Source organism: Opitutus sp. ER46 (assembly GCF_003054705.1).
In the GTDB taxonomy this organism is placed as follows: Bacteria; Verrucomicrobiota; Verrucomicrobiia; order Opitutales; family Opitutaceae; genus ER46.
In genome coordinates this window covers 25,463-47,098 of sequence record NZ_QAYX01000021.1, presented here as the reverse complement: position 1 = coordinate 47,098, position 21,636 = coordinate 25,463, and the positions used below count along the sequence as shown (strand labels likewise).

The 21,636-nt window shown below is 68.8% G+C and carries 18 protein-coding genes; 7 read left to right on the top strand and 11 right to left on the bottom strand.

Going from position 1 to position 21,636, the window contains the following annotated elements; translation table 11 throughout:
• The first annotated feature begins 36 nt into the window (after positions 1–36).
• On the top strand, positions 37–1,185 hold the full coding sequence (locus tag DB354_RS08710) for a Gfo/Idh/MocA family oxidoreductase (protein ID WP_199226815.1): 1,149 nt from the start codon (positions 37–39) through the stop codon (positions 1,183–1,185).
• 90 nt (positions 1,186–1,275) lie between these two features.
• On the opposite strand, the gene DB354_RS08705 is transcribed toward DB354_RS08710, so the two are convergent.
• Both DB354_RS08705 and DB354_RS08700 read right to left on the bottom strand, forming a co-directional pair.
• Positions 1,276–2,220, bottom strand: coding sequence for a YXWGXW repeat-containing protein (locus DB354_RS08705; protein WP_107835069.1), 945 nt, complete (start codon positions 2,218–2,220; stop codon positions 1,276–1,278).
• 164 nt (positions 2,221–2,384) lie between these two features.
• Entirely contained in the window at positions 2,385–4,289 is a 1,905-nt protein-coding gene (locus DB354_RS08700) for a DUF4177 domain-containing protein (protein WP_107835565.1), read from the bottom strand.
• Positions 4,290–4,678: 389 nt separating this feature from the next.
• Between DB354_RS08700 and msrP the strand changes: the two genes are divergently transcribed.
• Both msrP and DB354_RS08690 read left to right on the top strand, forming a co-directional pair.
• Entirely contained in the window at positions 4,679–5,671 is a 993-nt protein-coding gene (msrP, locus tag DB354_RS08695) for a protein-methionine-sulfoxide reductase catalytic subunit MsrP (RefSeq protein ID WP_107835068.1), read from the top strand.
• Between the two features lie 143 nt (positions 5,672–5,814).
• On the top strand, positions 5,815–6,474 hold the full coding sequence (locus DB354_RS08690; RefSeq protein WP_158277446.1) for a ferric reductase-like transmembrane domain-containing protein: 660 nt from the start codon (positions 5,815–5,817) through the stop codon (positions 6,472–6,474).
• Between the two features lie 176 nt (positions 6,475–6,650).
• On the opposite strand, the gene DB354_RS08685 is transcribed toward DB354_RS08690, so the two are convergent.
• The 6 genes from DB354_RS08685 to DB354_RS08660 form a co-directional block, all read right to left on the bottom strand.
• Entirely contained in the window at positions 6,651–7,949 is a 1,299-nt protein-coding gene (locus tag DB354_RS08685) for an O-acetylhomoserine aminocarboxypropyltransferase/cysteine synthase family protein (RefSeq protein WP_107835066.1), read from the bottom strand.
• An 84-nt stretch (positions 7,950–8,033) separates the two neighbouring features.
• On the bottom strand, positions 8,034–9,779 hold the full coding sequence (locus tag DB354_RS08680; protein WP_158277445.1) for a DUF885 domain-containing protein: 1,746 nt from the start codon (positions 9,777–9,779) through the stop codon (positions 8,034–8,036).
• 361 nt (positions 9,780–10,140) lie between these two features.
• The gene (locus tag DB354_RS08675; RefSeq protein WP_107835064.1) at positions 10,141–10,344 is read right to left on the bottom strand and encodes a hypothetical protein; all 204 of its coding nucleotides are present in this window, start codon (positions 10,342–10,344) and stop codon (positions 10,141–10,143) included.
• 197 nt (positions 10,345–10,541) lie between these two features.
• Positions 10,542–11,669: a glutathionylspermidine synthase family protein gene (locus DB354_RS08670; protein WP_107835063.1), complete on the bottom strand. Its 1,128-nt coding sequence runs from the start codon at positions 11,667–11,669 to the stop codon at positions 10,542–10,544.
• Between the two features lie 29 nt (positions 11,670–11,698).
• Positions 11,699–12,208 (bottom strand): hypothetical protein, encoded by a 510-nt coding sequence (locus DB354_RS08665; protein WP_107835062.1) that lies wholly within the window; start codon positions 12,206–12,208, stop codon positions 11,699–11,701.
• Between the two features lie 32 nt (positions 12,209–12,240).
• Complete coding sequence (locus tag DB354_RS08660) at positions 12,241–12,501, bottom strand: DUF350 domain-containing protein (RefSeq protein ID WP_107835061.1); 261 nt, start codon at positions 12,499–12,501, stop codon at positions 12,241–12,243.
• Between the two features lie 160 nt (positions 12,502–12,661).
• On the opposite strand from DB354_RS08660, the gene DB354_RS08655 reads away from it, so the two are divergent.
• From DB354_RS08655 to DB354_RS22890, 3 genes are all read left to right on the top strand, one after another.
• Positions 12,662–13,306 (top strand): UdgX family uracil-DNA binding protein, encoded by a 645-nt coding sequence (locus DB354_RS08655; RefSeq protein ID WP_107835060.1) that lies wholly within the window; start codon positions 12,662–12,664, stop codon positions 13,304–13,306.
• A 49-nt stretch (positions 13,307–13,355) separates the two neighbouring features.
• Positions 13,356–13,946, top strand: coding sequence for a BON domain-containing protein (locus DB354_RS08650; protein WP_107835059.1), 591 nt, complete (start codon positions 13,356–13,358; stop codon positions 13,944–13,946).
• 362 nt (positions 13,947–14,308) lie between these two features.
• Positions 14,309–15,871, top strand: coding sequence for a BON domain-containing protein (locus DB354_RS22890; RefSeq protein ID WP_107835058.1), 1,563 nt, complete (start codon positions 14,309–14,311; stop codon positions 15,869–15,871).
• A gap of 94 nt (positions 15,872–15,965) precedes the next feature.
• Here DB354_RS22890 and DB354_RS08640 read toward each other — a convergent pair whose 3' ends face one another.
• Both DB354_RS08640 and DB354_RS08635 read right to left on the bottom strand, forming a co-directional pair.
• Positions 15,966–17,051 (bottom strand): dipeptide epimerase, encoded by a 1,086-nt coding sequence (locus DB354_RS08640; RefSeq protein WP_107835057.1) that lies wholly within the window; start codon positions 17,049–17,051, stop codon positions 15,966–15,968.
• 274 nt (positions 17,052–17,325) lie between these two features.
• Complete coding sequence (locus DB354_RS08635) at positions 17,326–18,207, bottom strand: AraC family transcriptional regulator (RefSeq protein WP_233256594.1); 882 nt, start codon at positions 18,205–18,207, stop codon at positions 17,326–17,328.
• Between the two features lie 89 nt (positions 18,208–18,296).
• Here DB354_RS08635 and DB354_RS08630 point away from each other — a divergent pair, with 89 nt between their 5' ends.
• A complete protein-coding gene (locus tag DB354_RS08630) occupies positions 18,297–19,919 on the top strand; it encodes a fucose isomerase (RefSeq protein ID WP_107835055.1) in 1,623 nt (540 codons plus the stop codon).
• 112 nt (positions 19,920–20,031) lie between these two features.
• On the opposite strand, the gene DB354_RS08625 is transcribed toward DB354_RS08630, so the two are convergent.
• A complete protein-coding gene (locus tag DB354_RS08625; RefSeq protein ID WP_146180162.1) occupies positions 20,032–21,612 on the bottom strand; it encodes a hypothetical protein in 1,581 nt (526 codons plus the stop codon).
• Between the last annotated feature and the right edge of the window lie 24 nt (positions 21,613–21,636).

The window sequence follows — 21,636 nt, the reverse complement described above, 5'->3', positions numbered from 1 at the left end:
CTTCACTTTCCCTCACACCCTCACTCCCCGTCCCCCGTGTCCTTTTCACCTTCGCTCTCGCGCCGGCAATTCGTCGGCCACGTCGCCGCCGGTGCGGCTGTCGCCATGCTTCCCTCCTCCCGCTCCTTTGCCGCCGACCCCGCCGCCCGGAAACTCGGCGTCGCCCTCGTCGGCCTCGGTGGCTACAGCACCGGCCAGTTGGCGCCGGCGCTGCGTGAGACCCGGCATTGCCGCCTCGCCGGCGTCGTCACCGGCGACCGCGCCAAGGGCCTCGCCTGGGCCCGCCAGCACGGCTTCCCCGAGAAGAACGTGTACGGCTACGACACGATGACCCGGTTGGCCGACAACCCCGACATCGACATCGTGTACGTCGTCACGCCCAATGCCCTCCACGCCGAGCACACGATCGCCGCGGCCCGCGCCGGCAAACACGTGATCTGCGAAAAGCCGATGGCGATCAGCGTGGCGGAGTGCGACGCCATGATCGCCGCCTGCCGCCAGGCTGGCGTGCAGCTCTCGATCGGCTACCGGATGCATTTCGACCCCTACGCCGGCGAACTCATGCGGCTCGCGCAGGCGCGGGAGTTCGGGCCGTTCCAGCGCGTCGACGGCGCCTTCTCCTTCAACCTGAACCGACGCGTCTGGCGCGCGCAGAAGGCGCTCGCCGGCGGCGGCCCGCTCATGGACCTCGGCATCTACGTGATCCAGGGCGCGTGCATGGCCGTCGGCGGCCCGGCCGTGGCCGGCCAGCCCCTCGTCATGCCCGTCGCCGTCACCGCGCGCGAGATCGAGAAGCAGCGGCCCGACCTGTTCGCCGACGTCGAGGAGACGATCGCCTGGACGCTCGAGTTTGCCGACGGCGCCCACGCCGAGGGGCGGACGAGTTACCAGGAGCAGGCCAACAAGCTGCGCGCCGACGCCGCGCACGGCTGGATCGAGATGGCCCCCGCGTACTCGTACGGCGGCCTGCGCGCCCGCACGAGCCGTGGACCGCTCCACTTCGAGTCCGTCAACCAGCAGGCGCGCCAGATGGACGACTTCGCGCTCTGCGTGCAGGAGCACCGCGCTTCCCGCGTTTCCGGCGAGATGGGCCGCCGCGACCTCGCCATCATCGAGGCCATCTACGCCGCCGCGCGGACCTCCCAGCGCGTGCCGCTCGCCGGCGCGATCGCGCCGGCGAAGTGAGAGTGAAAGTGCGGGGTGAGAGAGGGACGGACGCTTATAGCCTACAGCTTACCGCTTACCGCCTAAAGCTTACCGCCCTTGGCCGTGCCCTCACCGCCAGTGGCCGCTGATGAAGATGTAGCTGCCGCCGCGGTGCTCCCAGCGCGGCTCGACCCACACGCCATGGCCGCGGGGCGGACGTGTCCAGTGTCCGGATACCCACACGTAGCGATCGCCGCGCCACGCCCAGTAGCCGCCCACCCAGACGTGGTGCGGGGAGGGTCGCGCGTACACGATCTCATGGCGCGGCGGCGGCGGGGCCGAGACCACGACCACCTGCGGCGCCGGGGTGGGCTGGGTGACGACCACGGGAGCGGGCGCGGCCGGGACCGGAGCCGGAACCGGCGTCGCGACGGTCACGGTTTCGCGCCAATAACCCGACACCAGGACGAAGCGATCCCCGCGCGACTCCCAGCGCGGTGCGATCCACACGAGGTTCGCGCGCGGCGCGTTCTCCCAGCGCCCCACGACCCACACGAACTGGTTGTCCTTCCAGTCCCAAAAGCCCGGCATCCAAATGTGCGCCGGCGAGGGCCGCTCCGGAATCGCCTCGGCCCGCGGCGGAGGTGGCGGCTGCGTCGTGGCAATCTCGGTCACGCTCGCCGGGGCGGAGGCGCTCGGCGTCGGCGGCGGATTCTGCTGCCAGAAGCCTTCGCGCAGGACGTAGCCACCCGGACGCTGCTCCCAACTCGGTTGGATCCAGGACGCCTGCGGCACCGGGGGCAGTTGCCAGTCGCCCGCGACCCAGACGTACGAGCCCTGGCTCCAGCGCCAGTGCCCGGGCACCCAGACGTGCTGCATCGAAGGCTGCTCGTCCGGCGTGTCGTTCGTGGCCGGCGTCAAGGGCCGCTCCACCAAGGCGCCCGGCGGGACGGGGGCCGTCGCGGCGTCTTCCGCCCACAGCGGCAGCGCCAAAGCCAGCGCCGAAGCGACGCCGGCTAGCCGAAGTCCACCCCGCAGCGACCGCAGGGAACCACGCAACAGGTTCGGGCTCATGGCGCGGTTAGACGCGACCGCCGCCAATTGGTTTCCTCTGACGCCGCGCCTTTGGCACGGCGTCAGAATGGGGCAATGCCACTGATGATTAGGATCTTAGGTAGGAAATCACAGATCCGGCTCCGTCATGGGAATGTGACGGAGGGGGCAGGCGGGGCAACGACTCAGGACTCGGTCGAGCCTTCGTCGCTCTTGCTGCGGCGGCTGCGCGGGCGGCGGGTCTTGCGGTCGCCGGCGTCGGCTTCGGCTTCGCCGTCGGTCTCAGATTCGTCGGTGTCGGCCTTGCGCGCGGGCTTGGCGTTGAGCCAGAGCTCACCGCGGGCGTTGCGGCTCAGCCAGAACTGCTCGGCGCCGCTCGCCACGTACACCGGCTTCTCGCGCGGCTTGTCCGGCACGATGAGTCCCGTGGAAACCATCAGCGCCGCGAATTCCTCCGGGGACTTGCCGACGTCGGCGGCGAGACGCTCCAACTTCCCGGCGAGCGCACCGGAACGGGTCTCCTTCAGGAGGCCACGCACCGAGGCGAGCGTGGGATTGACGGGCGCTTCGACCGGCGCCGGAGCCGACGCTTCGGCGGAAGGCGACGATGCCGCGGCGACTGCAGGCTCGGCAGCGGACACGGGAGCGGGCTCGGTCGGAGCGACGGTCGTAGCCGCCGCTTCGACGGTCGCGGCCGGCGCAACCTCGGGCGCGGGCACCGCAACAGGCGTGGCGGATGCGGGCACGGACTCAGCCGGCACCACGGGCGCAGCAGAATCGGTGGCCGGTTCCGTCGCCGCAGGGGCGGCAGCGCCTTCCGTCGTCGGCGTCGCGCTCGCATCGGCGGACGCCACACCGGACTCGATCGTTTCACCCGGCTTCTTGTCGCGACCGTTGATCCACACGTTGCCCCGCGAATCGACGTTCACCCACCAGATGCTGCCGCCGATCTCGACGTTCACCGGCTTCTCGTTGGCCGAGGCCGGCACGACCAGGCCGAGCGCCTTGAACCCGGCCACCAGGTCGGCTTCGCGGCACTTGAGCGCGCGGGACAGGAAACTCGCACTGCCCGAACCACCGGGTCCCCGGCGATTGCGGCGCATGAGTGGACGAATCTTCTCGAGCAACGCCGGGCCTTCCGGCAGCGGCTGGCCGGGCGTCGCCGCCTCGGGCGCCGCTTCCGCAGCCGCCGGAGCCTCGGTCCCAGCCGGGGCTGCGCCTGCCTCGGTGGCGGCGGGTGCCGACGCCTCGCCCTCGGGCTTCGGCACCGTCTCCGTTTTCTGGGCACGCTCCTCGTGGCGCCGTCCGCGACCTTCCTGCTTCGGCGCCTCGGCGGGCTCCTCGACGGCGATCTTCTGCGCCTTCACGGCGCGGAAGACCGGACGCGGCTTCTCCTTGGTGTTGATCCAGAGTTCGCCGCGGCGGTTGACGTTGATCCAGTAAAGGTCGCCTTCGAATTCCAGGTACTCGGCCTTCGCATCCTCGTCCTCGGGGATGGTGAAGCCGCACTCGACAAGCGCACCCTTCAGGTCCTCCTCGGACTGGTCCCACTTCTTCGCGAGGTAATCGACGCCGACCGACATGCCCGGGCCGCGCTGGTTGCGGCGCATGTGCGGCTTGATCGCGTCAAAGAACGTCGGCAGCTCGTCCTCCTCGGCGGCGGTGAGCTTGTCCCAATCGTCCTCGTCCTTCTCGTCCTCGTCGGCATCGGCATCCGCATCGCGCGACGTGTCGACGAGCTTCCGCAGGCCGTCGTCGGGCGCGACCTTCTCCTCGAGGAAGCTGGCAGGGGCCTCTTCGGTGCCGGCCGCCGCCGTGGTCGTGGCCGCCTTGAACTTGGCCTCGAACTCGGCGCGCAGCTTGTCGGCTTCGGCTTTCGCCGCCGCCGCCGCCGCATCCTCCAGGGTCCAGTCACGCTGCGTCGGCCGACGGGCCAGGCCGGTGAAGGCCAGGAAGTTGTCCGGCTGCGTGTGAAATTGAATGATCTCCCACTCCTCGCGTCCGAGGTCGTTGAGGAACTTCTCCAGCAAGGCCGGCGTCGCAAAGCCGCCCTTGCCGCTCGTGATGACTTTGTATTCCCAAAGTGACATATATAACCCCGGGCCGATGCGCGGGACGCCACCCATCACAGAAGGTGGGGCGGATGCCCAGCACGAAATACGGTTTCGATACCGCGAATCCGCCTAATATTCAGGTGGTTCGCCTACGCCGGCCTCCGCGGCAAGTGGTGACGCCCGCCGCCGGCGGCGGCCTCGCCGCCCGCCTCGCCCGCCCGCCTTTCTTTCGCTGCAGTCGGACCCTCGCCCCGCGCATTTGCGGGAATCAGCCCCCCACGCCCCGCGCCCCTCCCTCCGCCGGCGGGCACCGCTCCCCGCCTCCCCAGACCCAAAAACTGATCCCCCGCCTTCCCCTTTCCCAGAAATCGCGTAGCGATTTCCTCAGCCAACCGCCGGGCGTGTCCCGGCGGTTGGCTGTTCCCATGCTCATCCGCTCCCCCAAATCCTGGGAATTGCCCGAGTCCGCCGCCACGCCCGAGGCCGACTACGCGCAACGTCCCCGCAGCGACGCCGGCCCGGCCCGGCGCGACTTTCTCAAAACGCTCGGCCTCGGGCTGGCCGCCACCTCGCTCCTGCCGCCAGCCCTCCGCGCCGCCACCGCCGGGTTTCCCGCCAAGGTCAACCGCGCTTACCGCGACCCCGAGCTGAAGCCCACGCCCTACGAGCTCATCACGAGTTACAACAACTTCTACGAGTTCGGCACCGACAAGTCCGACCCGGTCGAGGCCGCCAACAAGGGCTGGAAGACCGAGCCGTGGACCGTCGAGCTCGCCGGCCTCTGCCGCAACCCCGCCAAGATCGACGTCAACGACCTCATCGCGAAGGTCGGCGGCCTCGAGCAGCGGGTGTATCGGTTCCGCTGCGTCGAGGCATGGTCGATGGTGATCCCGTGGGACGGCTTTCCGCTGGCGAAACTGGTCGCGCTCGCCGACCCCACCGAGGACGCGAAGTACGTGAAGTTCACCACGGTGCTGGACCCGAAGAACATCCCCGGCCAGCGCACCGGCACGCTCGACTGGCCGTATGTCGAGGGGCTGCGGCTCGACGAGGCCCGGCACGATCTCGCGTTCATCGCGACCGGCATCTACGGGCGCGCGATCCCGAACCAGAACGGCGCGCCGCTGCGGCTGGTCGTGCCGTGGAAGTACGGGTTCAAGGGCATCAAATCGATCGTGAAGGTGGAGTTCGTCGCGAAGCAGCCGCGCAACACGTGGAACGTGATGGCCGCCCGCGAATACGGCTTCTTCGCCAACGTAAACCCCAAGGTCGACCACCCGCGCTGGTCGCAGGCGAGCGAGCGCGTGATCGGCGCCGGCGGCGCGCTCGGCCGCCGCCAGCGCACCCTCATGTTCAACGGCTACGAAAAGGAGGTCGCCGCCCTCTACCAGGGCATGGACCTCGCCAAGTTCTACTAGCCCGGCGTGCGCTGGCCCCGCCGCGCCACCCACGCGTCGCCGCGCCTCCACCGACATCCGCCCGCCGCTCCACACCTCGCGCCACCGTTCGTCGTTCTCACCCTGCATCGCCACCCTTCGCGGACGTCTTTCGCCGCCACCCCTTGCCTCCCACTCCCGCCACGCCATCTGCCCTCGCCCGCCTGCTCCAGCGGAAACCCGTCGTCTGGACGCTCCTCGTGCTGCCCGGGCTCTGGCCGGCGTGGCCGATTTTCGTGACGCGCAACCCGAGCGTCCTCGCCGATCCGCTCAAGTTCATCCTGCACCACCTTGGCTTCGTGGCCTGCGTCGTCCTCGTCACGGTGCTCACGTTCACGCCCCTGCGCGTCCTATTTCCCCACGCGCCGCTCGTGCAGGCGCTGAACCGGCACCGGCGCCTGGTCGGCGTGGCCGCGGCGGCGTACGCCGCCCTGCATTTCGCGACGCACCTCCTCTACGAAGGCGGTACCGACGTCGCCTTCCTGCCCGCGATTCTCGCCACCGCCGTGGAAAAACCGTTCCAGCTCACCGGCCTGATCGCGTTCGTCATCCTGCTGGTCCTCGCCGTGACCAGCCCGCACGCCATCCTCCGCCGGCTCGGCGCCCGCCGCTGGAAATTCATCCACCGTTTCGTCTATCTCGCCGCGGCCCTCGTCGCCTACCACCAGATCTCCGCCCGGAAGGTTTTCCCCGTGCAGGTGCTCTGGATCTTCGTCCCTCTCCTCGCGCTCGAACTGGCGCGGATCGTCACGAGCCTCCGCCGCTCGGCGGGATCATCGCGCTGAGCACGCCGGTGCGCCTCGTTCGGCGCGATGGCGGCGTGTGCCGTGATCTATTGCCGAACCGGCAACTTGCCCACCTGCGACCTGCAACATCACCTGCCACCTGCAACGTCCTTCCCCGCAGGCCACCGGCCAAACGGCGCGTCGCCACTCAGCGCCGCGCCGTTCGCAAAGCACACTCAGGCTTTGGCGAGCGCCTGCTCAAGGTCGGCGCGCAGGTCGGCGAAATCTTCGATGCCGATCGAGAGACGGACGAAGTCCGGCGACACGCCGGAGGCCACCTGCTCCTCGGCGTTGAGCTGGCTGTGCGTCGTGCTCGCGGGATGGATCGCCAGCGACTTCGCGTCGCCGATGTTCGCCAGGTGCGAGAAGAGCTTCAGCGCTTCGATGAAGCGGCTGCCGCCTTCATACCCGCTCTTGAGCCCGAAGCCGAGCAGGCCGCCGTAGCCGCCGCGCAGGTACTTCTTCGCCGCGGCGTGGCTCGCCGAACTCGGCAGGCCGGGATAGTTGACCCACGCGACCTTCGGGTGCGTCGCCAGGAACTCCGCGAGCTGCAGCGCATTCGTGCAGGTCCGCTCCATGCGCAGGTGCAGGGTCTCGAGGCCCTGCAGCCCGGTCCAAGCGTTGAAGGGCGAAATGCACGCGCCCATGTCGCGCAGAAGCTGCAAGCGCATCTTCATCGCGAACGCGATGTTCGCGCCGCCCGCCGGAGCGAAAGCGCGAAACGCGTCCCAGTGCACCAGCCCGTGGTAACTCGCGTCGGGTTGCGTGAAGCCGGGGAACCGGCCGTTGCCCCAGTCGAAGTTGCCGCCGTCGACGACGATGCCGCCGATCGAGGTGCCGTGGCCGCCGATGTACTTCGTCGTGGAGTGGACCACGAGGTTCGCACCCCACTCGAAGGGGCGGTTCAGGTACGGCGAGAGGCAGGTGTTGTCGATGATCAGCGGCACGCCGGCGTCGCGTGCGATCGCCGCCACTTCCGCAAAGGGGAAGATATTCAGCGCCGGGTTGCCCAGGCCTTCGCCGTAAAACGCCTTCGTGTTCGGCCGCAGCGCCCGCCGGAACGCCGCCGGATCCCCGGCGTCCACGAACGACACCTCGATCCCAAGCTTCGGGAAGGTGTGGTGGAACAGGTTGTACGTGCCGCCATAGAGCTGCGCGACCGACACGACGTGATCTCCCGCGCCCGCGAGGTTCAGGATGCAGTTGGTGATCGCGGCCTGGCCGGAGGCGAACGCCAGCGCGGCGGTGCCGCCCTCGAGCGCGGCGATCCGCTGCTCGAAGACGTCCGTCGTCGGATTCATGATCCGGGTGTAGATGTTGCCGAGTTCCTTCAGCGCGAAGAGATTCGCGGCGTGCTCGGTGTCCCGGAACACGTAGCTGGAGGTCTGATACAGCGGCACGGCGCGCGAGCCGGTGGTGGGGTCCGGCTGCTGGCCGGCGTGGAGGGCTTTGGTGCCGAATCCGAGTGAGCTCATGGGATGGGAGATAGCCGAGTTACGCGGGCCCGCGGGGGTTTCAAACCCCGAAACGTGTCATGCGGGCCGGATGACGGGAATCACTTACCAGCCGAAGGTCTGGCGGACGTATTTCACCGGCGGGCTGCCGATCGAGAGCGCGGTGTCGTGGTACTTGCGCAGGTCGAAGGCGGCGCCCGCCTTCTTCTCCGCCGCCGCGCGCATGTCGTCGTGCTCGACGGCTCCGACGAAGTAGGTCGAGAGCTGGGTCGAGCTCTGGCAGGCGCGCCGCCATTTGCCCACGGCTTCGCCCTCCTCCTGGAAGCCGCGCTCCATCATCAGCGCCAGCGCCTCACGCTCGGTCATGCCCGCGACGTGGATCTTCTGGTCGAGGATGGCGTTGATGATCGCGCGCAGCCGCATCTTGAGCTGCTGGAGCTTCACCTCGGGCCCGCCGTAGCCGGCATCAGCCATGATCCGCTCCGCGTACACCGCCCAACCTTCGACGAAGGTGCCGCTCCACCAGATCGCACGCACGAGCGTGGGGGCGCGAAACCGGTTCGAATGCGCAAGCTGCAGGTAATGCCCGGGCATCGCCTCGTGCACGGTGAGGTCGTGCAGCATGTAGTCGTTGTACTCGCGGAAGAAGGAGTCCTTGCGCTGCGGCGTCCAATCGGCCGGCGTGGGCGACACCTTGTAGAAGGTCTCGCCGTTGGGCTCGAGCGCGCCGGGCGGATCACAGTACGCGATCGCCACGCCGCGCTGGAACTCCGGGAGCACAATCACCTGCAGCGGCGCATCTGGGACGGTGACGAGGCCGCGCTGGCGGACGAACGTCGTGGCGTCGGCGGTGATCTCCTTCACGCGCGCGACCACCGTGTCGTCATTGGCGCGGCGCTCCGCCAGCCGGTCGAGCACGGCTTTGATCACGCGGGGACGGTCCGCGAGCTCCGCCGCGGTGGCCTGCGGAAACGCACGCTCGTAAAGCGGCCGGGCCGTCGCGTACATCGCCTCGGTCGTGGTCGCGAGTTCGCGTTCGGCGCGCGCGAGCAGTTCCTCGAGCGAGAGCTCGGAATCGAGCGCCAGCCGCAGCTTGCGGCGGAACCGGGCCTCGCCGAGGCGGAAGTCTCCATCGGCCTTCGGTAGCACGTCCTGCTCGAGCCACTTGCGGTGCTGCTCCAGCGCGGCGATCGCCTTCGCCTGCGCGGGCGCGAGCTCGGCACGCAGGGCCGGCGCGCGCTCCAGCAGCGGGTCGAGCCCGGTGCGCACGAGTTCAATCGCCCCGGCGGTCTGACGGATCGCCGTCTCGGTGTGGATCCGCGGCGGGTGCTTCAGGTTGGCGCGCATCTGCTCGAGCACGCGCGGGATGGCCTCGAGCCGGCGGGCTGCGGCGCGGAGCCTCTGCTCCGGCGGGGCAAACTCCCGCGCCACGAGCGCGAAAAGGGCGTCGCCCAGGCTGCCGTTGTACGAGAGTGGATTCCACGCGAAGGACTGCTCCTCGGTCAGATCGAAGAGCTGCGCCTCCAGGTTCACGCGCAGGATCTGCGCGTCGATGCGGTTGGCGGCGTTCAGGCCCGCGGCGTCGATCTGCGCCAGCGCGGCGAGATGCTGCTGGAGCGAGGCCACCTGGCGCTCCCGCGCCTCAGGGCTGTAGTCGGTGAGCCGGTCGTCGAAGCGATGGTCGCCGAGCGCCGTCGCGGCCTCGGGTGACGTGGTGAGGTAGTCCTCGATGCAGGTGCGCGCCAACTGCTCGAAGGTGGTGTCGGCGGCGGAGGCCGCGCGGGTCGTCCCGGGCACCAGGGCCGCCAGGAGCAACACGACGCGCCAGCTGGGGATGGGGAAGCGTTTCATGCGGCGCCACTTTCCGCACCCGCCGTACTTTCTCAACCGCGAACCGGTCTTCAATCCGGGTAACCGCGAAAAGCGCGAACTGCCGGAAATGGGTTTACCGCGAACGCCGCGAACCCAGCCGCGAAAATCCGCGGTCGCGCGCCCCCGCTCACGCATTCCTTCCCCCCGCCCGTCCACCCAACGTTTTCGCGCCTCTTCGCGCCTTTCGCGGTTTCCCTTTTTCTCCGTCCGCGGTCCATCGCGAACGCGGATCATTCGTGGTTCGGAACTCAGGGCCTCCCCGGTCCGGAATCTGGAACGTTCGAACCTTCCAACCTGCCACCCGAGTTCTTGGCCCCTTCAATCTGCAACTTTTCCACGTTCAACTTGCCACTCTGGGTTCCTCGCCCGCGCCACTCGCCGGGCTGTTCGGCGTGGTTGGATCCGCGTCCACCAACGCCACGGCCGCGATCACGAGCAGCATCCCGGCGAGCGCGAGCACGAGCGCCGCGAGCACCGACTGCCCGAGCCACGCGTGCCCGCCCGTGCCCGGAAGCTGGGAGAGAAGTGGAAGCAGCGCCGTCATCGGTGAGGGAAAGTTGCCGGTAGCATGTTTCCAGTGACCACGCCGTAAATAGAAACCGGCGGTTTTGGAAACTTCCGCGGCGCTTGTAGCCCGCCAGCCAAGCCGCTTGGGGCCTCACCGCCCTCGTCTTCCGCTCCCACCCCGGCGGCGGCGCCCGGCCCCCGGCTTGCCGCCACCGGAGTTCCCGCGGCGCCGGATCACTTCGTCATGAGGTGCGGCACAAAGCGGCTCACGTTGCCGGTGATCCAGCGGGTGTCCTCACGCAGACCGAGCCCGCAGGCCTCGTGGTTCACCACCCAGACGCCGCACACCGGATGGTGCCCCGCAAAGTCAGGGATCGGCGCGAGCGCCTGATACACGAAACCCTCTTCGCCGTATTCGCCGCCGGTGGACTCCACCAATTTCCCCTGGTGCACGAGCGTGACGTTCGCGCCTTCGCGGCTGAAGCGGGGTTTCTTCGCGTAGCTGCCGGCGAGCCTGGCGTCCTGCATCTCGTAGGCCGGGAGAAGATTCGGATGATCCGGATATAGTTCCCAAAGCACGGGCAGCAGCCCCTTGTTGCTGAGCAGCAGTTTCCAGGGTGGCTCGATGAACAGGTTCTTTGCGTCGCCGAGGTAACGGGCGAACGGCTCGTGCCACATCCACTCCCAGGGATAAAGCTTGAACAGCGCGTTGATCTCGTCGGCGTCGACATCCACGAACAGGCCGCGAGCCTCGTCCCACCCAATATCGTCCATCGCGATCGCCTGCGTCTGAAAGCCAGCCTGCTGGCAGGTGTCCATGAGGTAGGTGACGGTCTGCGTGTCCTCCGGCAGGTCCTGCACGGCGGCAAAGTGCACCCGCTGGGCGGCGACATTGCGCCAGGCTTCGATCAGGTGCTCATGGATCGAGTTGAACTGATCCTCCGCCGGAAATCGTTCCTGCAGCCAGTACCACTGCACGACCGACGCCTCGATCAGGGAGGTGGGCGTGTCGGCGTTGTACTCGAGCAGCTTCGGCGCGTTCACCCCGTCGTAGGCCAGGTCAAAACGGCCGTACAGACTGGGGTCATCTCGTTCCCACGATGCCAGGATGGCCGGGACCGCCGCCGTCGGGATGCCGAGGCGACTCCACCAGCCTCGGTCGATTACCACCTGCGCCGCATCGATGCAGAGTTGGTGCAGCGCATTCGCCGCGGCCTCGAGCGCATCAACCTCGCGGGCGCTGAACGCGTAGTACGCCGTCTCGTCCCAGTACGGGCCGGTGTCATGGGTGTGATAGGTGAAACCGAGCGTCTCGACCTTCGCGCGCCAGTCGGGGCGCTCCGGGATGGAAATCCGTTTCATGCCAATGGGGCGGCGCGTTGGCGCCGCGCTCAGCTGCCGCTCGGGTGAGCCGAGGAGCCGAACCCGCCGCGAAAGATCGGGCGCGACGTGGGTGCGCGGGTACCCGCCGGACGCGAGGTGAATCCACTGCTCCCACCGCCGGCCTGCGCGCGCGGCGGGTCGTCCCGCCGCTTCTGCGCGTACGCCTGCTGCGCCGCGAGGGCGGAACTCACCGCCGGCGCCGCCGGTCGCGATTGCGTCAACGCCGCGATCCAGGGCACCGCCTGCCAGGCGCCGCCGGCGAAATAGCCGCGCGCCGGGTCGTGGTGGTTGTATGGATAGGGGAACCACGCGTGATACGGCGCGTGATAATAACCGACGCCCGGCACGAACTCGTTGTTGCTGTACGTACGGTCGGCGGAGACGGGCTCCCCCGGAGGCAACGACGCCGTGGCGGTGCTTTCCGTCCGCTGCCGGCGGGCCGCGTCCCACACCATCGCCACGCCGACCACGCCGGCGGTGCCGAGCAGCACGAGCGCGACCTGGTGGCTGCGTCGCATCCCGCCGGCCGGTTCAGGCGAACCCGGGGTACTCATCCCACGATGGCGGCGGCAACGATGAGGCAGACGCCCAGGATGATGGCCGCGCCGACGATGGCGGCGGCGACGTTGCGATTCTTGACGATCTCCTGGTGCAGGTCGCCGGGCGTGCAGTAGTCGAAGATCTTGTAGCCAACGACCGCCAGGAGCACGCCGACCAGGGCGAACACCGCCATGCTCAGGAGCGAACCGCCGATCCCGGGCAGCCAGGCGGCAAACGCGGGACGCGAGAGAATCAGGGGAAGTGATTGCATAGGCGAAACAGGAAGCCCGGCATCCTGCCGTCGCCGGCGGCATCGTAAACGAAATCCGGCAGTACTGGAAAAATCCGCGGGGGTTCCAGCTTGGCCGCGCAGGCCCCCCCAAGCGTGCGGAAGGTCCGAACCTCCCCCCTTCGCCCGGGTCCGGAGCCGCATGAAACGGGTGACCGCCATCACAACCGCCGCGCCGCTCGTACCCCCGCGCCCGACCCTCCCCTCGCTGCGCGCCGCCGCCGCGGGTTGCCGCGCCTGCCCGCTCTGGAAAACCGGCACGCAGACCGTCTTCGGCGAAGGGCCGCGCCGCGCGCGGGTGGTGATGGTGGGTGAACAACCCGGCGATCAGGAGGACAAGACCGGACATCCCTTTGTCGGCCCCGCCGGGCGCCTGCTCGACGCCGCACTGGCGGAGGCCGGCATCGACCGCGCCGCGGTGTACGCCACCAACGCGGTGAAGCACTTCAAATGGGTGCCCGCCGGCAAACGGCGGCTGCACCAGAAACCCGACGCGCGCGAAATCGCCGCGTGCCGCCCATGGCTCGACGCCGAGCTGCGTGTGCTGCAACCCGAGCTCGTCATCGCGCTCGGCGCCACCGCGGCGCAGACGCTCATGGGCCGCGCCTTCCGCGTCACGCAATCGCATGGCCAGCGCTTCGAGGTCTCCTGGGCAGGCGGGTTCGTCGCGACTGTTCACCCGGCATCCATCCTGCGGCTCGCCGGCGCCGACCGCGAACGCGCGCGCGCCGCCTTTGTCGCCGACCTGCGCGCCGCCGCCCTCGGCCTGGGGCGGACGCCCCCGTGAACCGATCGCCGAACCCGTGGTCAGTCGGCCCGTTCAACCCAACCACACGATGAAAACCTCACTCCTGTTTGCCCTTGCCCTCGCGGCCGCTCTCACCGGCTGCAATCGCTCCACTCACAGCAACGACACCGCCGCTGCCGATACCGCCGCCGCGCCGTCCTCGGACTACACCGCCACCGGCAACAGCACTCATGCCGTGACGGGCAACGCCACCGCCTCGACGCACAACGCCGCGGACGACATGCGCAGCGCCGCCAACTCGGCCTCGGGCGCCATCGGCGATGCGGTCAGCGGCATTGCCACGACGGCCCGTATTGCCGAGTGGAACCTCAAGCCGAGCGACATCGCCGCCGACCTGGCCGCGGACCGCGAAATCATCCGCACCAAGGATGCCGGGGCCGGCGCGCCGACCGGCAAGGCCGACGCTGACGTGCTCGAGAACCTCGTGAAGGGGCGGCTCAACGCCGACAGTGCCATCGCGCCCCTGAAGCTCGACGTCGACGCCAACAAGACGGGCGAGGTCAAACTCTCCGGCAAGGCCAAGACGCCGGAGGATGTGGGCCGCGCCATCGCGCTGGCGCTCGACACCGAGGGCGTCACGAAGGTGACCTCCAAGATCAAGCTCGACGCCGACAAGTAAGCGATCAGCTCGACCTGCTTCGCCGGACTTCGACCGGTGATTCGAGACCGCGGGTGCCCAGGCGCCCGCGGTCTCCTCGTTTTCACGCGGCGGCGGCCGGGCGGAGGGCCTTGCGGTTTGCACGGCACGGCGGCGAAAACCGCGCGTTGTGCAAGATCCCCTTCCGCCCGCCGGCGCGACGAGGAGTCCGGCCCGCGCCCACGCGGGTCGACATGCCGGCACCCGCGCACGGGCAACTCACTCCGGCGCCGGAGCAAGCGCGACGCCCGGCCGGCAGGATTCACCCCGCGCAAAACTCCGCCCCTCGCGCCGCGAACCGATCCGGGGGCCGTGGGTCAGTCGCCGCGCAACCCAATTCGCCTATGAACAAAACCATTCTGATCCCCCTCGCGCTCGGGTTCGTCCTCAGCGGCTGCAGCTCCTCCACGCGTTCGTCCAGCACGGACACGACGGCCTCCACGTCCGGCACGACCACCAGCACGGGCGTCTACAACGACACCTCTATGACCAGCACCGGCGGCGCGGCCTCCGCGAGCGGCGCATACGGCGCGAACGCAGGCACCGACTCGAACACGATCGCCGCGAACAGCACGGCGGGCTCGAACCAGTCGAGCTCGAATCAGAATAACAACTACGCCTCGAGCTCGACGCAGAACACGCAGAACAACTACGGCGCCACGGGGACCACCGGCTCGACAGGCTCCTCGTGGAGCGGGAACGCCACGGCCAGCGGCAACACCACCAGCTCCGGCACGTACGGCGCCTCGGGCAATTACGGCGCGACGGGGTCGGGTTCCGGCTCCACCTACGGGTCCACGTCCGGCACGGGCTCCACCTCGGCGATGGGTTCCTCCTCGGGCACCGGCTCAACCTCGGGCAGTGGTTACGCGAGCAACAACAATGCAACCGGCGCAACCGGCGCGACCGGCGGCACCAGTGGCTTCGGCGCCACCTCCTCGGCCAGCGGCAACACAACGTTCGGCAACAGCACCTACGGCCAGTCCTCGTCCGGGATGGCCTCGACCTCGCCTTCGAGCAGCAGCGCGACTGACTCGCTGAGCCCGACGGGCAGCACGACCGGCACCGGCGCCTCGGGCGTGTACGGCAGCACGGGCAGCACAGGTAACGCCACGAGCTCCGGCAGCCTGTACGGGGCGACCGGCAACACGACGGGCACCAGCAGCACGGGCGGCTTCGCCAGTTCCACCGGCTCGACCGGCAGCGGTATGACGGGGGCGACGTCTTCGACCGATTCGAACGGTAGCTCGGTCGCGAGTTCGGGAAGCACCGCGGGTTCGGCCACCGGCTCGACCAGCTCGATGAGCCCGACCGGCAGCACCGACGCCTTCGCGAGCAGCAGCGCCGGCAACACCACGACCACCGGCTCCACCTACGCCAGCACCGGCACGTCGCAGACTGGCAGCACGAGCGGCTCCACCGGCACCACGTCCGGCACCGCCTCGACCTACGCGAGCACGGGCACCGGCTCCGGCAGCAGCACGGATTCCGCCAGCATGAGCGGCACGGCGGGGACCTCGACCAGCTCCACCTCGGGTTTTGCGTCGACCAGCAGCAGCAGCACCAACGTCAGCCAGAACATCACCCAGTGGCGCCTCGCGCCGGCTGACATCCAGGCCGACCTCGATCGCAGCGCCACGATCGTCCGCACCCGCCAGCTCGGCGCCGGCGCGCCGACGGGTTCCATGGATGACTCCGTGATCATCACGATGGTGAAAAACAAGCTCCAGGCCGACACCGAGCTCTCGTCACTCAATCTCGATGTGCAGGCCCAGCACGGCGAAGTGACCCTGAAGGGCAACGCCCAGTCCGCCGCCCAGATCGGTCGCGCGATCGCCCTCGCGCTCGACACGGAGGGCGTCACCAAGGTCAGCTCCGACATCAAGGTCGGGGCCCAGGCCCAGTAAAGGTCGCGCGCGCCTGAGCGCGCCCGACAGGATTAGGTCATCAAAGACCCTGCCGCCCTCGCGGCAGGGTTTTTGTTTGGCACAGCCCCGCCGCTCAGGCCGGGCGAACGCCGTGGCCCGCGTGCAGATGTGCCACCGAGATCGTGCCGCCGGTCAGCCGGTAGCCGCCCGTGAACGGGTTCTCGGCGAGAAAGAGGGGGGTATCGAGATCCGCGAAGCGGAACCCTCCGTGCCCGGCGGCAAAACACGCGGCAGTCGTCATCGCCAGGATCGATTCGACGTTGCCGCCGATCATCAGCTCGAGGCCGTACTGCCGTGCGGCCCGCACCACGTCGAGCGCCGCGACGATCCCCGCCTTCATCAGCTTGATGTTCACCACCTGCGCCGCCCCAGCCGTGGCGATCTTCGCCACGTCGGCCGCCGTACTCACGCTTTCGTCCGCGGCCACGAGCCAGCCGGATTCGAGGTGCAGCGCGCGCATGCCGTCGAGGTCCGCCTTCGGCAGCCATTGTTCGAGCAGCGCGGGCGTCACGCCCCGCCCCTTAAGCCCGCGCACGAGTTCGCCCGCACGCCCGCGATCGAGCCCGGCGTTGGCGTCGAGAATCAACGGCGCTTCCGGGGCGACCTCGCGGATCGCATCGATCCGCGCCAGGTCGTGGGCCGTGTCGTGCGCCCCGCCGACCTTGACCTTGATCCAGCGGATCCCGCGCCGGCGGATATCCTCCGCCGCCACGCGCGCGTCGGCCGCCGTGCCCGTGGTCACAGTCATGTCCGTTTCGAGCTCGGTTGTCGCACCGCCAAACAAGGTCGTGAGCGAGCGGCCCTGCTGCTGGGCCACCGCGTCGAGCAACGCCATCTCGAGCGCCGCCTGGGCGCTGCCGGACTTGTGCCCGCCGCTGGCGCGAAACTCGGCCGCGAGCCCGTGCCAGTCGCGCGCGTCGCGGCCCGCCAGGAGTTCCGGCGCGGTCGCGAGCGCCGTCAGCGCGTCCTGCTGCGTCTCGCCATTGTAGGGCGGCAGGGGTGCGCCTTCGCCGTAGCCGACTGTCCCGTCGGCCAGCGTCACCCGAAACAGGACATTGTCCGCCGTCGCGTGCGCCCCGCCCGAAATGCCAAAGGGCATGAAGAGCGGCAGGTTCAGCGGCGAGACCGCGGCGGAGGTGATCTGGGATGCGAGCGTCATCGTCAGGTGCGACAGGAACCACGAATCGGGCCAATTGAACAGCGGGTTTTGGGCGGGGCTCGCAAAGGTGAGAAGGCGGCAGCGTGCGGGCGCCCCGCTCTTTCTCTTCCTCTTCCTCCTACTCTTCCTCTTTCTCTTTCTCTCATCGCTGGCAGCGGCTCGGCCGATCAGAGCTGGCGACCGGCGGCCGGCGACGGGCCACGGATTGAGAGTAAGAGAAAGAGGAAGAGGAAGAGAAAGAGCTCGAGCCCGCCCGCGAGGGGCGGGCTCTCGGTCACCCCGCCGGCCGATACCGGAGCAGATTCCGCGGGGCGATGCCGTGCACGGCCTTGAAGGCGCGGGAGAAGTGGTACGGATCGTCAAAGCCGACGCGTTGCGCCGCCTCCTTCACCAGGCCGCCGTTCTCGATCAGGTGCTCGGCCGCGAGGTTCATTTTTCGGCGCATGAGGTACTGGTACGGGCTGGTGCCTTGGTAGCGGCGGAACCAGCGGCAGACGCTCGAGGCCTCGACTCCCGCCGCCGCGGCGATCTCGTTCAACGTGCCGAGCCGCTCCGCCTCCGCGTCGATCAGCGCCTTGCACCGCAGGAACGCCTCCCGCGCCGGCTCCTGCACCTGGGGCGCGAGCCGCGTGGTGTCCTCGATCTTCAGCAGCAGCAGCTCGAGCAACGTCCCGCAGATCCGCTGCGCCAGCGCTCCCGACCGGTTGCCCTCACGCACCATGTCCTCGAACACGCTGGTCACCTCCGCGTGCGCCGGCAGCGGTCGCGCCTCGTCAAGGGCCAAGCCGCATTGCCGCAATCGCGCACGCACGTCGCGCCCCGCCAGCGCCAGGAAGTACTTCACCATGGGATCGTTCGGCTCCGTCCGGATCTCGCAGGCCGTGGTGGGCGCGTAGGCGAACACCGTCCCCGGACCGAGCGGAAAGGTGCGGTCGCCGAGCTGCACGCTCCCGCGGCCGGACTCCACATACTCCAGCACGTGAAATGGAAACGTCGTCCGCCGCATCTGATAGTCCGGGTTGCAGCGCTCGCGCCCGCCCAGTACGAGCGTCAGCGCGCCTGCCGGCTCCGGCGCGAGGTTCAGCACGAAATAGCGGCCGCCGGTGACCTGCTGCGACAAGAGCCGGGAGGGGTCGGGACGGACAATTTTTGCCATGCGAAAGCTGGATCTATCCATTCCCCGCCGGGATTTTCGAGTGCATTCTCAACGTTGTTACCCGGACAACTTTCTCTATCCTCCCCATCATGGCTTCCGCGAAAAAAATCCTTCTCGTCGCCAGTGGCGACCTCCGCCAGTCGGCCAACGAAACGTGCTGGCCCGCCCAGCAGGCGATGGAAAAGGCGCTCACCGCCGCCGTTGCCCGCCTCGGCTACACCCTCGTCCGCGCCCATCCCTACAAGCCCGCCGTGAAGCACGGCTTCATCGCCTCGCAAAAGGAGGGCATGGAGGTGTTCGCCCAACTCGATCCCCGCACTCCCCTCATCGTCGCCGAATCAGTCTGGCAGTACTCCCACCACGTGCTCGCCGGCCTGATCTCGCACCAGGCCCCGATCCTCACCGTCGCCAACTGGAGCGGCATGTGGCCGGGCCTCGTCGGCATGCTGAACCTCAACGGCTCCCTCACGAAGGCCGGCGTGAAGTACTCTACGTTGTGGAGCGAGGACTTCACCGACGACGCCTTCGTCGACGGGCTTTCGACCTGGCTCAAGACCGGCGTCGTCAAACACCGCACCGCGCACGTGAAACCCCTCGCCCGCGCCACCGTGCCGGCCAAGGCCAAGGCGGCCGCCAAGCGGATCGCCACCGAACTCCGCACGCGCAAGTCGATCATGGGCGTCTTCGACGAGGGCTGCATGGGCATGTTCAACGCCATCATCCCGGACGACCTGCTCTTCCCGACCGGCGTGTACAAGGAGCGCCTGTCGCAGTCGGCCCTCTACTACGCCACCACGCAGGTGCCCGACGCCGAAGCGCGCGCCGTGTACGACTGGCTCGTGCAGAAGGGACTCACGTTCCACTTCGGCCAGAACGAGGAGACCGAGCTCACCGAGGCCCAGGTGCTCGCACAGTGCAAGATGTACGTCGCCGCCCTCCGCATCGCCGACGAGTTCGGCTGCGAGGCGATCGGCATCCAGTACCAGCAGGGCATGAAGGACCTCCTGCCCGCCAGCGACCTCGTCGAGGGCCTGCTCAACAACAGCGAGCGCCCGCCGGTGAAGAACGCCGCCGGCAAGGTCATCCGCGCCGGCCAGCCGCTCACGCATTTCAACGAGGTCGACGAGTGCGCCGGCCTCGACGGCATCCTCACCAACCGCGTGCACACCGCGCTCGGCCAGCCGGTCGAGAACACGCTGCACGACCTGCGCTGGGGTGATTGGGACAAGAGCGGCAGCACGGACGAGTACGTCTGGGTGTTCCTGATCTCCGGCGCCACGCCGCCCGCGCACCACGTCGGCGGCTTCAAGGGCTCCGACTCGATGCGGCAGTCGCCCATGTATTTCCGCCTCGGCGGCGGCACGCTCCGCGGCGTCGCCAAGCCCGGCGAGATCGTCTGGAGCCGCGTCTTCGTCGAGGGCGGCAAGCTCAAGATGGATCTCGGCCGCGCCAAGGCCATCAGCCTGCCCGAGGCCGAGACGCAGCGCCGCTGGAAGGAGACCACCGAGGTCTGGCCCATCATGCACGCCGTCACTTACGGCGTGTCGCGCGACCAGATGATGGCCCGCCACAAGGCCAACCACATCCAGGTCGCCTACGCCAACTCCGCCAAGGAGGCCGACCTCGCGCTCTACGCCAAGGCCGCGCTCGCCGCCGAACTCGGTCTCGAGGTCAACCTCTGCGGCACCAAGGCCGACGGCTCCGCGTTCTGAGCGAGCCGCGCTCCGACCTCCCCGCCTCTCCCCGGCGCCCGTCCCCCGACGGGCGTCTTTTTTGTGCCCCCGCGGCGCCGCGCCCCTGCGCTCGCGCGACGGCGCGCGCAGTTCAGGACTTCGGCAGCAGCGTCGCGCCCGCAGGCAGGGTGCCCTTCGATTCCGACGCGAGCATTTCCTCCACGACTTTCCGGGCCGACTTGGCGCACAGCGGATCATCGCGCAGGCGGGTGGCCAGCTCCGTCGCCGTGACCTTGTCGCCACTGCGCCATAGCGCCATCGCGAGCGCCGCGAGCACCCGGTCGGTGGGTGCCCGCCCCTTAATGCGCGAATAGCACTCCTCGATCGTCAGGATGCTCTGCTGGTCGACGACCGGCGCGCCGGCCTCATTGACCGCGAGCGACTCATTCAATTCGGAGAAAGCCGGCTCGAGCGCCAGGCCCCGGCGGTCCCATTCGCGGACCTCCGCAATCTCCGCGCCATAGCGCGTCGCAAACGTGAACGCCCCGGCATGCCGGGTCAGCAGGGCGTCGCCCATCCGGTAAACGCGCGGGTTCTTCGATCCGTCCGCAATGAGTTTCCGCATCAGTTTCAGCGCGTCATCGTCGTGATCCCACTCGAGGCACGCGTCCACCAGCAGCTCCTGCAATGCCTCAGACTGCAGTCCCTTCTCGAGCAGCGACTCCAGCGCGGCCTTACTCTCGGGCGTGCGCTGGACCAAGGTCTGCATGAGCACAAACAGCTCCCGGATTTCCCGGACGGGCAGTTTGTATTTGATCTCGGTGAACTTCATGACGTCCGGCGGCACCCGAACCTGGAAGATGCTGTAGCTCCCGTTCCGCAGATAGGTCTGCATCGTGGCCTGCCAGCTTTTCCAGTTTTCGCCAAAGATCTCCTGGAACTTGGCCTCGGTCGGCTCCCCGCCGGCCTCGAGGTACTCCATCCACGTCGCCAGCCGGCCCATCCAGGCGCGGTCCTGATGGGCGAGGAGATATTGCGTGAAGATCGCCACCTGCGCCTCGTACAAGACGATCTTCGACTCCTTCGTGAACTCGGGCGAACGCGGATTCACCGCAAAGAAGCGGCCCCACGGCAGCCACCCCCCGTCCTGCAGGTGCCACATCTGCGGATGCGCCCGCCCCAGCGCCACGCGGTCGCGGTCAAATTCCGCGGTCTGGTAAAACATGCCGAAGCCGCGCCCGAACCAGAACGGGCCGTGGACGTCCATCCGGCGGGCGTGAAGCGCGGCGTACACCGCCCGCACGATGGAAAGGCCTTCATCCTGCCAGTCATACTGCGCGAGCACCACGTCCAGCACCTGTCCCGCCGGGGCCGTCGCTGCCGACTTCCATTCCACGTCCGCGCCCATCGTCTCCAGCTTGCGCCAGTCGGAGCGCGCCGTCGGCAGCACGAGAATGATCGGGCCGAAGCGCGCGGCCCGCCGATTGAACGCCACCTGCCCGGCAAAGTGCAGCATCTCGAACTCGCGCAAGATCGTCGTCGCCTCGCTCGCCTTCGCGTCGGTGTAGAGGATGAAGTTCGGCGAGCCGACCTTGATCCACCGGGTGAACTCCATCGAGTTCGCCCGCACCTCGATCGGGGACATCTTCGTGGGCGGCTCGGCGGCCACCGGATCCGCGGCATAGGCGAGACCGGGCATGCAGGCGAGGAGCACGAGCAGCAGACGCATCATGGCCGTCACGTCAGCCCCGCGCCT